The following is a 14680-nucleotide window of genomic DNA, read 5'->3' on the forward strand; positions in this document are numbered from 1 at the left end:
AGTTGTAATTAGCAAAAATACCAGCTAGAAAAAAGTGCATAAGCAACTTTTTTTCTTTTATTTAAAAGGGATGCTATACTTTTCTATGTAACGAAATAAAAGGGATGAATAGATGTTTTTAGAGATGAAGTATCCTAAGGAAAAACTTGTGGCAGGGCTCCCACTAATGAAAGAGTCTTTATTATAAAGGGAAAATACATAAAAGGGAAAACTCGAATTGGAGAAAGGAAGTACATAGATGGAGATGATAAATCTCTCTTTGCCTGTGGCAAATAAGTTTGTAACAGATTATTTAGAACAAAAAAATAGCACAAAGGAATTTTTTCATTATTCTTATCTTGATAACGGTTGCTATGAGGAAAGATTGAAAGAGTTGGAAACAAGATCTTTTATGAGAAATGATCTTGCTAACTATATTGAAGCGTATATGGAAATTTTTCCTCAAAGCGAAAAAGTGAGGCAATCGATTGATAAATTGAGACAGGAAAATAGTGTCGTTGTAATTGGTGGACAACAGGCAGGTGTCTTAACAGGTCCGTTATATTCCATTCATAAGGTTATCAGCATTATTCTTTTAGCTCAACAGAAAGAAAAAGAATTGGGTATTCCAGTTGTACCTGTTTTCTGGGTAGCGGGAGAGGATCATGATTACTTGGAAATTAATCATATTTATACACCCGGTAAGGAAAAAATGAAAAAGGTTGTATTTCCGCAAAGAGTATTGGATAAAAGAATGGCTTCCGATATAGCACTAGAGAAACAGGTCTGTTTAGACTGGCTGGAAACAGTGGTGGAATCGTATGGGGAAACAGAACATTCTAAGCCGTTAATGCAGCTTTTACAGTCAGCTGTTCACGAATCCAAAACAATTGTTGACTTTTTTAGCTATATGACAATGAGTTTATTTAAAGATTACGGCCTACTTTTGGTTGATTCTGGTGATAAAGAAATTCGTAAGCTAGAGAAAGAAATTTTTCTAAAACAAATCAATGAATTTCAAAAATTGGCGGATGCAGTTTCTGAACAGCAAAAATTAGTCCGGGATAGCGGTTATTCTCTTGTTATTGAAATGGCGGAAAATCCAGCTAACTTGTTTTATTATGATGAGATGGAGCAAGAAAGAGTATTATTGCAATACGATAAAGCAGAAGGACGTTTTATCGGAAAAGATAAAACCGTATCTTTTACATTCGAGGAATTAAGGGAAATGGCAAGTGAATTTCCTCAGAAGCTAAGCAATAATGTCGTTACCAGGCCAATAACACAAGATCTTCTCTTTCCAACACTAGCGTTTATAGGCGGACCAGGAGAGATAGCTTATTGGGCGGAACTTAAAGGAGCGTTTGAGCATTTAGGGATCAAAATGCCACCTATCGTACCTCGTCTAAATATTACTTTATTAGAGAGAAGTGTAGAAGCTGATATCACAGAATTAGAATTATCGATGAAGGATATTCTGATAAATGGAACATCAGAAAAGTGTGAGCAATTTTTACAGTCTGTTTCAAATGAAAAGATAGCTCAATTACTGAATGAGTTAAAAGGTGTTATTGAAACCAAATACGATTTGCTTGAACAGGAAATGACATCCGAGTATAAAGGTTTACTCCCACTTATGGAGAAAAATGAAGACTTTTTAAGGAGTCAAATCGAGTTTCTACAGAATAAAGTGAATGATTCGGTTAAATTAAAGCATGAAGTCATTGTAAATAAGTTTAGCCGCATTGAGCAAAATTTAAAACCAGAAGGTTCTCCTCAAGAGAGAGTCTGGAACATTACTTATTTCTTAAACAAGTATGGTCTTGATTTTCTTGAAGATGTCATGAAATTACCGATGGATTTTGATGGAACCCATAAAGTAATTAAATTATAATGCAGTTTTTCCTTTTATATAAAGGCTGTTTTCTAAAGGATTGTTGTTTTTTCAATAGGAAAAAGAATTAGTTGGAAACAATTAGCAGCCGGAATACACGAAGACTCCTGTGGGATTAGCGAGACAGTCTGAGACCCCGGAGGCGAAGCTGAGGAGGCTTAAGCTTCGCCACACGGAAAGCGAAGTGTATTCCGGCTGCGAGTAATCGCAACAAACTTTACGAAAACAGCCTAAATAAACAAGAGAAAATAGTATGCCAAATAGTAGAAGGATTGGTATACTATTTTTATTATGATGAAAATGAATGAAAAAGGAGTGATAATTAAATGCCAACTTGTCAAAAATGCGGCAAAGATTGGAGCTGGAAACAAACCTTTAAAAAGATGTTTACTTTAAATCCCGCTATAGACTGTCCTCAATGTGGCCAAAAACAGTATTATTCTAAAAAAGCACGGAAGAAAACTGTTGTTGTATCCTTTTTATCTCTCTTTCTTATTTTCCTCCGTTTATTTAATATTTCAGCATACCAAATAATTGGAATTTATCTTGCTTACTTTATCATCGTAATGGTTCTACTTCCTTTTCTAATGGAATTATCTAATGAAGAGGAAGCATTATGGAAGTAAATGATCCTTTTCTATAAAGCCTCCATGGATTAAGAATAATAAAATGTAGATAAATACAAAAAAGCTTGGTTAGAATTTTTTCTAGCCAAGCTTTTTATGTACTCTTAACAGTAGAAATAAGCTTTGTCGGTCTTTTCAAAATTATTAATTTTGTTGCAGGAAATAAACAAAATAGCTAGAATTAAATTTAATAGTGGAGGAAAGTGGGGGATTGTGGTACATTGAGGTTAGAAAGTGGGGGACAAGGGTATGTTTATGGGGGAATATCATCATAATGTCGATGCAAAAGGACGTATTATTGTGCCTGCTAAATTCAGAGATAACTTAGGTGAAACCTTTATCCTAACCCGTGGCCTCGATCGATGCCTTTTTGGTTACCCCCTTAGCGAATGGGAGATTATAGAAGAAAAGCTCAAGCAATTACCATTAACGAAAAAAGATGCTAGAGCATTTACCCGTTTTTTCTTTTCCGGAGCAACAGAATGCGAAATTGACAAACAAGGACGCATAAATATTGCAACGCCCCTGTTTCAATATGCACAGTTAGAGAAGGAATGTGTTATTTTAGGTGTTTCTAATCGTATTGAAATATGGGACAAACAAGAGTGGGGAAATTATTTTTCAGAATCAGAGGATTCTTTTGGAGAAATTGCAGAGAATATGATTGGATTCGATATTTAATTTTTATCATCATGTACATACTAATTATTACTTACAAGAAAATTTATAGACAGGTGTGGATTCATGTTTAATCATACAACAGTTTTACTCAATGAAGCGGTCGATGCCCTTAACATTAAGCCGGATGGAATCTATGTAGATTGTACATTAGGTGGAGCTGGGCATAGCGAGTTAATTCTTTCGAGATTATCAGGGAGTGGAAGATTAATAGCGTTCGATCAAGATGAAGTAGCTATAAAAAATGCAGAAGAGAAATTAGCTCCTTACAAGGACAGGTTAACAATTGTCAAAAGTAATTTTCGCTATTTGGAAGAAGAGATTCATCATTTAGGAATTACCCATGTTGATGGCGTTCTATATGATCTAGGTGTTTCTTCTCCTCAATTGGATACTCCTGAGCGTGGGTTCAGCTATCATCATGATGCGCCACTTGATATGCGCATGGATAATGAAGCAGATGTTACTGCATATGATGTCGTTAATTCATGGTCGTATGAATCGTTAGTTAAAATATTCTTTCGTTATGGCGAGGAGAAATTCTCTAAGCAAATTGCAAGAAAAATTGAGGCAGCAAGAGAAAGTAAGCCAATCGAAACGACAGGAGAGCTGGTTGAATTAATAAAAGAGGCAATTCCAGCACCTGCAAGAAGAAAAGGTGGACATCCTGCAAAAAGAGTATTTCAAGCAATACGGATTGCGGTTAATGATGAACTAGGTGTATTTGAATCATCGTTAGAGCAAGCAATGAAGTTATTAAATCCAGGCGGAAGAATTAGTGTTATCACTTTTCATTCCCTTGAAGACAGAATCTGTAAGTCGACATTTAAAAAAGCGAGCGACCTGCCGCCATTGCCGCCAGGACTTCCAATTATTCCAGATGAATTTAAACCAGAATTGAAATTAATTACGAGAAAGCCAATTACTCCATCAGAGGAAGAATTGGAATTTAATAACAGAGCGAGATCAGCAAAATTACGTGTTGCTGAAAAACAATAATCCATGTATGCAGGAGGTAATTAAATGAGTAATTTAGCTAGAAAAATTCAACAGGATCAGTATCAGCATCAAGAGGAAAAACAGTCGGTTAAAAAGGTCATTAAACAAACAAAATCATTATTATCTCCTGGAGAGAAAGTTTTAGGAATTGCCTTTATAGCGATTATTTGTTTTGGCGGTGTGAAAATTGTCAGCAATCAAAGTGAAATTTATCAAGTGAATAAAGAAATTCAAGTGACACAAAGCTCCATTAATTCTATTGAAAAGTCCAATAAGGAATTAGACACACAAGTAAAGGAATTAAGCAGCTTTGAGCGTTTACGCGAAGTAGCTAGTAAATTAGGACTTGATTTTAGTAAAGATAATGTAAAGGTTGTGCATTAAGCAATGATTCGAAAGCAGCCTAATATTAATTTTGGAGCAGCCATCCTATTTATTTTATTTTGTCTGCTCTTTTTTGTTTTAGTTATTCGCTTTGTTTATATTCAGGCAACAGGAGAAGTATCAGGAGTTGAGCTAGCTGCTCAAGCAGAAAAAAAACATAATACATCTCGTGTGTTAGAAGCATCAAGAGGCAGTATTTTAGACCGTAATGGCGAAGTGATTGCAGAAGATGCTGTTTCCTATAAGCTAGTGGCTGTAACAGACGCCTCATTAAGTAAGAATTTAGACAAAAAGGTTCATGTGGATGATCCAGAAAAGACGGCTAGAGAGCTAGCTAAATATATTGATTTAGAAGAATCAGAGATTTATAGAATTTTAACAAAAGAGGACGCCAAGCAAGTGGAATTTGGGAATGCTGGTAAAGACCTCTCCTATGAAACCAAAAAGAAAATTGAAGATTTGAACCTCCCTGGCATACAAATCGTTGAAGGCAAAAAACGATTTTATCCGAATGGGATTTTTGCTTCCCATGTAATTGGCTATTTAGAAGAATCAGATGGCAAAGAAACCGGTAGGCTTGGCATTGAAGAAAGTCTAAACAATTTGTTAACAGGTACGGATGGCAGCATGGAGTATAGCAAAGATATTTGGGGATATATTTTACCAAACAGTAAGGACAAAATTGAGCCTGCAAAAAATGGGGATGATGTTTATTTGACCCTTGATAAGAAAATTCAATCCTTTTTAGAAGATACAATGAATAAAGTGGATGATCAATATAATCCTGCGAAAATGATTGCAATTGTAGCTAATCCGAAAACAGGAGAAATTTTAGCGATGAGTCAAAGACCATCTTTTGATCCTGAAACAAGGGATGGAATTACAGATTCTTGGCATAATGAAGCAATTGAAACCAATTATGAACCAGGTTCTACAATGAAAATATTTACTTTGGCAGCTGCTGTGGAAGAAGGAGTATTTAAACCTAATGAAGAATACAAGTCAGGTAGATATGAGGGAATTGGCGATCATAATGGTGGTGTTGGTTGGGGCCCTATTTCTTATTTGGAAGGGGTTCAACGATCTTCCAATGTAGCCTTCGCAAAACTTGCTAAAGAAAAAATAGGGTTTGATACGTTTAGGGAATATTTGACGAAATTTGGTTTAGATCAGCCGACAGGTATTGATTTACCAAGAGAAGCGAATAGTTCCATTGTTTTTAACTGGCCAATTGAAAAAATCACGACGGCTTTTGGGCAAGGAACAGCATTAACACCGATTCAACAAATTCAAGCAGCCACTGCTGTTGCTAACGATGGGAAAATGGTGAGGCCGTACGTAATCGAGCAAATCAAAGATCCAAATACAGGCGAGATTATTAAAAAAGGCAAGACAGAAGTGACGGGAACTCCTATTTCTGCTGAAACGGCAAAAGAGGTGCGTGATATTCTTGAAACGGTAATAACTAGTCCTAAGGGAACAGGATACAAAAAATTCGATATTGATGGATATTCTGTTGCTGGTAAAACTGGAACGGCACAAATTCCTAAAAGCGGTGGCGGTTATCTAACTGGCAAGGAAAATTATATTTTTTCCTTTTTAGGAATGGCTCCGAAAGATGATCCAGAATTGATTATGTATGTAGCTGTACAGCAGCCAGAACTTAAAGATACAGAAGTGGGTTCTGAGCCTGTTGCAGAAATTTTTACTTCTGTTATGAAGAGTAGTCTTCAATATATGGATATTGTTCCAACGGAAGAAAAAGTTTCTGATCCGATTGAAATTCCAAATTTAAGTGGAATGACTGCAGAAGAAGCAAAGAAAGTCCTGAAAGATAAAGGCCTAAATGCTATTATTATCGGAGAAGGTAAAACAGTTGAAGGACAGCTTCCTGATAAAGGCGAAACCTATCTAAAAGGGGAAAAGGTAATCTTAAAAACAAATGGTAATGAAACAGTCCCTAATATGAAGGGCTGGTCTTTACGAGATGTTTTAAAAGTAGCAGACCTAAATAAATTAAAGCTGGAAAGCTCAGGAAGCGGGTACGTATCTTCCCAAAGCATAAAGGCAGGTTCAAAGGTAAAAGAAAATGATACGTTAACGGTTAAGTTAAAGGAACCGGAATAAGAGAGGAAGCTTCACTACATTTTTTGGGATGTGGTGGGGCTTTTTTTAGTAGAGTAGGAAAAGGTATAGTATACTAAAAAACAAGAGTTGTTTTTACACTCTAAAGAATAACAGGAGGGATAAAATTTGTACAAGCAGAGACAGAAACCGCCAGAATTAGCTATGTTAAAATCATTGAATAGCCGGATGGAATTATCAGAGGAAAGGAAGCGGAAATATACTAATCAAATAAAAGGCTGGGAAGGAGAGCGAAAATTTGATACAATACTCGGAAAATTCACGGAAGATTATGTTATATTAAATGATTTATTACTGCAATCGAACCAAACAACATTTCAAGTTGATACTATACTGATCGAAGGAGAAGCACTTCATCTCTATGAAATTAAGAACTATGAAGGAGATTTTTACTATGAAAAGGATCGATTCTATAAGCGTTATAATAAAATGGAAATGAAAAATCCTATTACTCAATTAAAACGAACAGAGTCTTCCTTAAGACAACTAATTCATCAGCTTGGCTAGTCCATTCCAATTATACCTCATGTTGTATTTGTAAACCCCGAATTCACCTTACATCAAGCTCCTTTTTATTTGCCTTGTCTTTACCCTACTCCATTAAATCGTTACATTAAATCATTAGAAAAAAATATAACAAAAGTAAATAAACAGCATATTGACTTAGCGGAAAGCTGATTGCTCTCCATATGGACGAATCACCTTACCGAAGACTTCCAAGTTATAATTTTGATGAACTTAAGAAAGGAATCCTTTGTGATAAATGTAACTCATTGACCGTTTCAACAGAACGATCGATCATAAAATGTGATGCATGTGGAAATACAGAAAGCTTGGAGGAAGCGGTTTTACGAAGTGTAGAAGAGTTTAAGCTGCTTTTTCCAGAAAGAAAGATAACGACAAAAGAAATGTATGAATGGTGCCTGATTTCAGGAGAGATGCGAAGAATTAAGAGAATATTAGATAAGCAATATACACTTATTGGAGTGCATCAATGGGCGTATTATGAGTGAAGGATTCTTTATAAAAGGTGTGAAAACCGTTATTCAAAGAAGATGTGAGAAGTGGTGTTCATTAGGGGGATGAAAACCAAAATGGACAGAAGCGCGAGAGGAAGTGGCGTTCATTAGGGGGATGAGTACCAAAATTCCCGAAAGCGCAAGAGAAAGTAGCGTTCATCAAAAAAAGCAAACCCCTAATTAAGTCAAGATATCCTAAAACATCCCCACCCCACTCTACACCCCTATCCCCCAACAAATACTCTACGTTCTATTCCTTTTCGTACAAGCATATATTTTAATCGAGCTAGTATAAAGGGGGTTCCATCTGTATGCGGGTTTCAAACGTAACCGTTCGAAAACGATTATTGATAGCATTAGTTGCTGGGATAATAATTTTTCTTATTATTGATGCAAGATTAGCGTATGTTCAATTTTTTCTGGGGGACGAGCTTACAACGAAAGCGAAAAATTTATGGAGTCGACAAATTGCTTTTGAGCCACAGCGGGGAGAAATTTTGGATCGCAATGGAATAGCGCTTGCGACAAATGTCAGTGCGCCAACGGTTTATATAGTACCACGCCAAATTAAAGATCCAGCGGGCACAGCGGATAAGCTTGCGGCAGTATTGGAAGCGGATAAGGAATCTGTCTATAAGCAGATTATTCAAAAGGAGATGAGTGTTCGTTTAAAAGAAGGAAGGAAAATTACGCATGAAAAAGCGAAAAAAGTTCGAGCGCTTGATATAGATGGTGTCTATATTGGAGAGGATTCCAAGCGATCATACCCGTTCGGAAATTACTTATCCCATGTGTTAGGGTTTGCGGGTATTGATAATCAGGGGCTAATTGGTTTGGAACTAGAATATGATGATGAGTTAAAGGGAAAAAAAGGATCTGTTCAATATTACTCTGATGCAAAAGGACAAAGAATGAATGATATGGCGGATGCTTATGAGGCACCAGTCAATGGAAATGATTTAGTGCTTACAATTGATACAAGGATCCAAACGATTGTAGAAAGGGAATTGGATATTGCTGAGCAAACGTATTCTCCTGAATCGATTATTGCACTTGCGATGAATCCGAAAACCGGAGAGGTATTGGCGATGTCTAGTCGCCCTGGATTTGACCCTGCAGACTTCCAAAACGTAGATTCTACTGTCTATAATCGAAATTTACCTATTTGGAGTTCGTATGAACCAGGATCCACATTCAAGATTATTACACTGGCAGCTGCACTTGAAGAAGGAAAAGTAGATTTAGACAAGGATACTTTTTATGATAAAGGCTACGCAGAAGTTGGTGGAGCGAAGTTGAAATGCTGGAAGCGAGGTGGTCACGGTTCGCAAACATTCTTAGAAGTCGTTCAAAATTCCTGTAACCCTGGCTTTGTGGAATTAGGGGAACGTCTTGGAAAAGATACACTTTTTCAATATATTCGCGATTTTGGATTCGGACAGAAAACGGGCATTGATTTACAAGGAGAGTCAAAAGGAATCTTGTTTAACATGGATAGGGTAGGGCCAGTTGAGCAAGCAACTACAGCGTTTGGGCAAGGGGTTGCTGTAACGCCAATTCAGCAAGTAACAGCGTTATCAGCAGCAATTAATGGCGGAACTTTGTATACTCCATATGTAGCAAAGGAGTTAATTGATCCAGCTACAGGGGACGTCATTATGGAGAAAGAGCCTGTTGCAAAAAGAAAGGTTATTTCAGAGGAAACGTCAAAAGAAGTGAGAAGAGCATTAGAAAACGTTGTTGCAAAAGGTTCTGGAGGTAAAGCTTTTGTGGAAGGATATCGAGTTGGCGGGAAAACAGGAACTGCCCAAAAAGCATCAGGAGGAAAATATTTAGAAAATAACTATATCCTTTCCTTTATCGGCTTTGCACCTGCTGATGACCCAGAATTAGTCGTCTATGTTGCAGTAGATAATCCAAAAGGAACGGTGCAATTTGGTAGTGCTGTTGCAGCGCCAATCGTTGGGGCGATTATGGGAGATAGTTTAAGAGCCCTTGGCGTAGAACCTCGTGAAGACCAGATTGATAAAATATATAAATATCCGGAAAATCCATTAATCGAAGTGCCGGATTTAGTTGGTTATACGAAAAAAGACATTAGTGAATTGTTTATTAATCTTAAAATTGATTCAAGTGGTAGTGGGGATACCGTTATTAAACAATCTCCAGAACCAGGTACAAAAGTAAAGGATGGATCAACCATATTGCTTCAATTTAATTAATTGGATAGAATGCGGCCGGTATCTTTCGTGCCGCTTCTCTTTTTATCAGACAGGAATGAAAGTAGACCCCCTTATGCGCTTTTTCTAAAAGGAAAAGGGGAGAGCAAATTAAATATAAAAATACCCTCCATTAAAAAATTATTCTTCTAATATAAATTCTCCAACAATAAGGTACAACATAGATAATTTTTATTTAATCATGTAAAATAAAATACGCTAAGAAAATTGTATAATCTATATGGTTGCTTCATTATTTAGTATATAATTAATATTTATGAGTGATTTAGAGTACATATAGAGCTAGAGAAAAGAGGAATCAAAAAGCGATGCAATTAAAAAAACTTATTGAGAGTTTACAGCCATACACTCCTTATGTTGGAGAAGATGTGGAAATAAAATCAATAGAGAATGATAATCGCAAAGTAACAGAAGGCAGTCTTTTTATTTGTATAAAAGGATATACAGTCGATGGACATGATTTTGCCCAGAATGCATATGAATCTGGCGCAGTCGCTGTCATTGCTGAAAGAAAACTGTCCTTGCCTATTCCAGTTATCGTAGTAAAAGATACCAAAAGGGCTAGTAGTGTGCTTGCAGATGTGTTTTATCAAAATCCAACACAAAAGCTCAAGCTTATTGGGATAACAGGAACAAATGGAAAGACGACAACGAGCCATTTAATAGATGCTATTTTAAAAGAGGCGCATAAAAAAACAGGAATCATCGGTACCATGTATACAAAAATCGGTGAGGAAATTCAAGAAACAAAAAATACTACTCCAGAAGCCGTGACACTTCAGAAGGTGTTCCATCAAATGGTGGAACAAAAAGTGGATACAGCTGTAATGGAAGTATCTTCACATGCCCTTGTAGAAGGCAGAGTATTTGGCTGTGATTATGATATTGCTGTATTTACAAATCTAAGTCAGGATCATTTAGATTATCATGGTACGATGGAGGAATATAAAAAAGCAAAAGGGCTGTTGTTTACAAGATTAGGAAATGCCTTTCAAGGGGAAAAGCCGAAGTTTGCTATCCTAAATAAAGATGATGCAGCAGCGAACGAGTATGAAACCATTACAGCTGCTCATATACTTACATATGGAATTGATAAAGATGCGGATATTATGGCGAAAAATATAAAAATAACAGCTGCTGGTACATCGTTTGATTTACATACTCCGCTTGGAACGCAAACTGTCCAACTGAAAATGGTTGGCAAATTCAATGTGTATAATTCGTTAGCAAGCATTGGTGCAGCGATTGCAAGCAATATTCCATTAGAAGTAACAATTAAAGCGTTAGAAAAGGTAGAAGGAGTTGCAGGAAGATTTGAAACGGTGAATGCTGGGCAAGACTTTTCAGTGATTGTTGATTATTCCCATACACCTGATAGTTTACAAAATGCCCTGCAGACGGTGAAGGAATTTGCCGAGAATAAAGTTTATGTCATTGTAGGCTGTGGGGGAGACAGAGACAAAACAAAACGCCCTTTAATGGCAAAAATTGCTTGTCAGGAAGCGAGCTATGCTATTCTTACTTCTGATAATCCTAGGAGTGAAGATCCAATTGCCATATTAAAAGATATGGAAGCAGGAGTGGAGGAAGAACAAAATTATACGATAATTCCTGATCGAAAAGAGGCTATTACTTTAACGGTAAATCAAGCACAGCATGGCGATGTTATCTTAATTGCAGGAAAGGGACATGAAACATATCAAATTATTGGTTCTGATGTGTTAGATTTTGATGACCGTTTAGTTGCAAAAGAAGCGATAGGAGAGAGAAAAAATGACACTGTCCTATAATGTAATCCTTCAGGCAATACCGAAAGCAAAAGGGTTTGTAAAGGAAGATTTACTTTTTCAAACCGTGACATTTATAGCAGACACGAAGCAGTCGAAAGGGCTATTTATTCCTTTTTATGAGGAGAATTCTGGTGATTTGAGCATTGCAATAGCGAATGGAGCAATAGGAGCGATTTGGGAAGAAGGGGTGGATCTCCCATCTTATACACCTAATCATTTCCCTATTTTTTATACAAAAGATTTAAAGGAAGGCATATTAAAAATGATTGAAATTTATGAGAAACAATTGCAAACACAAGAAAGTACAACAAAATTTATTTTTTTGAAAGAAAACAGTCTGCATTCCATGATGGAATCATATGATATACCGGTAATTAGAGAGCATGTATTAAAAACGAGCACGCAAATGAAAGGAGGGAACTAAAATGCAGGAGAAAGTAATCTTTTTTACGATTCTTTTAGGCTTTTTAATAACCGTATTGATTTCTCCCTTTTTTATTCCCTTCTTGCGAAGATTGAAATTCGGACAAAGCATTAGGGAAGAAGGACCGAAATCCCATCAGAAAAAAACGGGAACACCAACAATGGGTGGGTTAATGATTATCTTTTCTATTGTTGTAACAACTTTAGTAATGATTAATAAATTCTCAGAGCCAACAATTAAGACATATTTATTATTATTAGTTTTAGTTGGTTTTGGTTTATTAGGGTTTTTAGATGACTTTATAAAAGTAGTGATGAAGCGTAACTTAGGATTGACATCTCGACAAAAGCTGCTAGGTCAGATTATCATTTCCCTTATTTTTTACTTTGTATTACGTGAAAATGAATTCTCGACCGCTATTTCGATTCCATTTGTTGATAAACCATTGGAATTAGGCTGGTTTTATGCATTGTTTATTATTTTCTGGTTAGTTGGATTTTCAAATGCTGTTAATTTAACAGATGGCTTGGACGGTTTAGTTTCCGGTACATCTGCTGTTGCTTTTGGTGCATTTGCTGTTCTTGCTTGGAGCCAATCTCAGTTTGAAATTAGTATTTTTTCTGTAGCGATTGTTGGAGCAGTATTAGGATTCTTAGTTTTTAATGCCCATCCAGCTAAAGTATTTATGGGAGATACAGGTTCTCTTGCACTAGGTGGCGCGATTGCTGCCATTGCAATTTTGACAAAACTAGAGATTCTACTGATACTAATTGGTGGAGTATTTGTTATCGAAACGCTTTCCGTTATTCTTCAAGTTATTTCCTTTAAATCAACAGGAAGAAGAATTTTCCGAATGAGTCCACTGCATCATCATTATGAATTGGTTGGATGGTCAGAATGGAGAGTAGTTGTCACATTTTGGACGGTTGGATTATTATTTGCCGCTTTAGGAATTTATATTGAGGTGTGGTTATAATGAAACAGATTAACGATTATCATCATAAAAAAATACTTGTATTAGGTCTTGCCAAAAGTGGAGTAAGCGCAGCTCAATTACTACATAATTTAGGTGCCTTCGTAACAGTAAATGATAGTAAACCTTTAGATGAGAATCCGGAGGCGCAAGGATTATTGGAGCAAGGGATAACAGTAATATGCGGTAGCCACCCCATTGAATTATTAGAAGAAGGATTCCAGCTTATTGTAAAAAATCCAGGGATTCCTTATTTTAATCCAATGATTAAAGGGGCAATAGAACGCGATATTCCCGTTATTACAGAGGTAGAGCTTGCATACAGAGTTTCTGAAGCTCCGTTTTTTGCCATCACTGGATCAAATGGGAAAACGACAACAACGACATTATTATTTGATATGTTAGAAGCAGATAAGAAAAAGCCACTCATTGCCGGAAATATTGGTACAGTTGCTTCGAATGTGGCTCAAGTTGCAGAGGAAGATAATAAAATTGTTATCGAATTATCATCTTTTCAATTAATGGGTATTGAGAAATTCAAGCCACATATTGCAATCATTACGAATATTTATGAGGCGCATTTGGATTATCATGGAACAAAAGACGAATATGCAAAGGCAAAAGGGAATATCACGAAGAATCAGGATGCAAATGACTATTTAATTGCAAATGTGGAGCAAGAGGTAGTAATGAATATCGCGAAAAACAGTAATGCGACAATTATTCCTTTTTCTGCAAAACGGGAATTAGAGTTTGGTGCATATGTGAAAGATAATGTCATCTATTTTAATGAGGAAAAAATAATGAAACTTTCTGATATTACATACTTAAGTGCCTTAAATTTAGAAAATATCCTTTCGTCCGTTGCTGCGGCTAAGCTTTCTGGAGTGTCAAATGAAAGTATTTTTGAAGTACTAAGTACATTTAAAGGGGTTAAACATCGTCTACAATTTATTAAAGAATTACATGGGCGAAAATTTTATAATGACTCGAAAGCAACCAATATTTTAGCAACACAAAATGCCCTTGCAGCCTTTAATGAGCCAGTTATTTTACTGGCAGGTGGCTTGGATCGAGGAAATGAATTTGATGAACTAATTCCATCGCTTAAAAATGTGAAGGCCATGATTACTTTTGGACAAACTGCTGAAAAAGTGGAGAAGGCAGGTAGACTTGCAGGAATAAAAACAATTAAACGCGTCGATAATGTGGACAAAGCAGTACCTGTTGCTTATGACTTATCAGAAAGTGGAGATGTAATTCTCCTTTCCCCAGCATGTGCAAGCTGGGATCAATACAAAACTTTTGAGGTCAGAGGAGACATTTTTATTAATGCGGTGCATATGCTTAAATAAGGGCTTGTCTGTAAGTAGGCGTTGAAAGAAAAAATTTGATTTGTATGAACAAACACATCAATGATCTAACAGGATAAAACGTTCTTACCTGAAGTAAGCTCTGTAAATGATAACAAGGGTAGTAGAGAAAAGGAGAAAGTTTATTTTATGCCATGCGGGAATGAAATGACTTTT

Annotated in this window: 13 protein-coding genes; all 13 read left to right on the plus strand. The window is 36.3% G+C overall.

The window, feature by feature from the left end:
- The first annotated feature begins 238 nt into the window (after positions 1-238).
- Positions 239-1873 carry a bacillithiol biosynthesis cysteine-adding enzyme BshC gene (gene bshC, locus ACTNDN_RS02580; protein ID WP_441130716.1) on the plus strand — a complete coding sequence of 545 codons (1635 nt, stop codon included), beginning with the start codon at positions 239-241 and terminating at the stop codon, positions 1871-1873.
- Between the two features lie 326 nt (positions 1874-2199).
- Positions 2200-2499, plus strand: coding sequence for a TIGR04104 family putative zinc finger protein (locus ACTNDN_RS02585; RefSeq protein ID WP_031534281.1), 300 nt, complete (start codon positions 2200-2202; stop codon positions 2497-2499).
- Between the two features lie 249 nt (positions 2500-2748).
- Entirely contained in the window at positions 2749-3180 is a 432-nt protein-coding gene (gene mraZ / locus ACTNDN_RS02590; RefSeq protein ID WP_031534283.1) for a division/cell wall cluster transcriptional repressor MraZ, read from the plus strand.
- 63 nt (positions 3181-3243) lie between these two features.
- On the plus strand, positions 3244-4176 hold the full coding sequence (gene rsmH, locus ACTNDN_RS02595) for a 16S rRNA (cytosine(1402)-N(4))-methyltransferase RsmH (protein WP_031534285.1): 933 nt from the start codon (positions 3244-3246) through the stop codon (positions 4174-4176).
- A 24-nt stretch (positions 4177-4200) separates the two neighbouring features.
- A complete protein-coding gene (gene ftsL / locus ACTNDN_RS02600; protein ID WP_235251148.1) occupies positions 4201-4560 on the plus strand; it encodes a cell division protein FtsL in 360 nt (119 codons plus the stop codon).
- A 3-nt stretch (positions 4561-4563) separates the two neighbouring features.
- Positions 4564-6687: a penicillin-binding protein gene (locus ACTNDN_RS02605; protein WP_031534290.1), complete on the plus strand. Its 2124-nt coding sequence runs from the start codon at positions 4564-4566 to the stop codon at positions 6685-6687.
- A 126-nt stretch (positions 6688-6813) separates the two neighbouring features.
- The gene (locus ACTNDN_RS02610) at positions 6814-7212 is read left to right on the plus strand and encodes a nuclease-related domain-containing protein (protein ID WP_048717762.1); all 399 of its coding nucleotides are present in this window, start codon (positions 6814-6816) and stop codon (positions 7210-7212) included.
- Between the two features lie 182 nt (positions 7213-7394).
- Entirely contained in the window at positions 7395-7718 is a 324-nt protein-coding gene (locus tag ACTNDN_RS02615) for a hypothetical protein (protein WP_235251140.1), read from the plus strand.
- A 317-nt stretch (positions 7719-8035) separates the two neighbouring features.
- Positions 8036-9946, plus strand: coding sequence for a stage V sporulation protein D (locus tag ACTNDN_RS02620; protein WP_031534292.1), 1911 nt, complete (start codon positions 8036-8038; stop codon positions 9944-9946).
- A 326-nt stretch (positions 9947-10272) separates the two neighbouring features.
- Positions 10273-11754: a UDP-N-acetylmuramoyl-L-alanyl-D-glutamate--2,6-diaminopimelate ligase gene (locus tag ACTNDN_RS02625; protein ID WP_441130721.1), complete on the plus strand. Its 1482-nt coding sequence runs from the start codon at positions 10273-10275 to the stop codon at positions 11752-11754.
- Positions 11738-12178, plus strand: a complete 441-nt coding sequence (locus ACTNDN_RS02630) for a hypothetical protein (RefSeq protein WP_048719127.1) — start codon at positions 11738-11740, stop codon at positions 12176-12178. Before ACTNDN_RS02625 ends, ACTNDN_RS02630 begins: the two co-directional genes overlap by 17 nt.
- A 1-nt stretch (position 12179) precedes the next feature.
- Positions 12180-13154, plus strand: coding sequence for a phospho-N-acetylmuramoyl-pentapeptide-transferase (mraY, locus tag ACTNDN_RS02635; RefSeq protein ID WP_031534297.1), 975 nt, complete (start codon positions 12180-12182; stop codon positions 13152-13154).
- Positions 13154-14506: a UDP-N-acetylmuramoyl-L-alanine--D-glutamate ligase gene (gene murD / locus ACTNDN_RS02640; protein WP_235251121.1), complete on the plus strand. Its 1353-nt coding sequence runs from the start codon at positions 13154-13156 to the stop codon at positions 14504-14506. Before mraY ends, murD begins: the two co-directional genes overlap by 1 nt.
- The last annotated feature ends 174 nt before the right edge of the window (positions 14507-14680 follow it).

The sequence above is a fragment of the Niallia sp. HCP3S3_B10 genome, assembly GCF_052064465.1.
Classification (GTDB): Bacteria; Bacillota; Bacilli; order Bacillales; family Cytobacillaceae; genus Niallia; species Niallia hominis.

Coding starts and splice junctions, on each gene's coding strand:
- ftsL (WP_235251148.1), top strand. CDS start 4,201: ATGAGTAATTTAGCTAGAAAAATTCAACAGGATCAGTATCAGCATCAA.
- ACTNDN_RS02625 (WP_441130721.1), top strand. CDS start 10,273: ATGCAATTAAAAAAACTTATTGAGAGTTTACAGCCATACACTCCTTAT.
- ACTNDN_RS02630 (WP_048719127.1), top strand. CDS start 11,738: ATGACACTGTCCTATAATGTAATCCTTCAGGCAATACCGAAAGCAAAA.
- ACTNDN_RS02585 (WP_031534281.1), top strand. CDS start 2,200: ATGCCAACTTGTCAAAAATGCGGCAAAGATTGGAGCTGGAAACAAACC.
- bshC (WP_441130716.1), top strand. CDS start 239: ATGGAGATGATAAATCTCTCTTTGCCTGTGGCAAATAAGTTTGTAACA.
- mraY (WP_031534297.1), top strand. CDS start 12,180: ATGCAGGAGAAAGTAATCTTTTTTACGATTCTTTTAGGCTTTTTAATA.
- ACTNDN_RS02605 (WP_031534290.1), top strand. CDS start 4,564: ATGATTCGAAAGCAGCCTAATATTAATTTTGGAGCAGCCATCCTATTT.
- murD (WP_235251121.1), top strand. CDS start 13,154: ATGAAACAGATTAACGATTATCATCATAAAAAAATACTTGTATTAGGT.
- ACTNDN_RS02615 (WP_235251140.1), top strand. CDS start 7,395: ATGGACGAATCACCTTACCGAAGACTTCCAAGTTATAATTTTGATGAA.
- ACTNDN_RS02620 (WP_031534292.1), top strand. CDS start 8,036: ATGCGGGTTTCAAACGTAACCGTTCGAAAACGATTATTGATAGCATTA.
- rsmH (WP_031534285.1), top strand. CDS start 3,244: ATGTTTAATCATACAACAGTTTTACTCAATGAAGCGGTCGATGCCCTT.
- mraZ (WP_031534283.1), top strand. CDS start 2,749: ATGTTTATGGGGGAATATCATCATAATGTCGATGCAAAAGGACGTATT.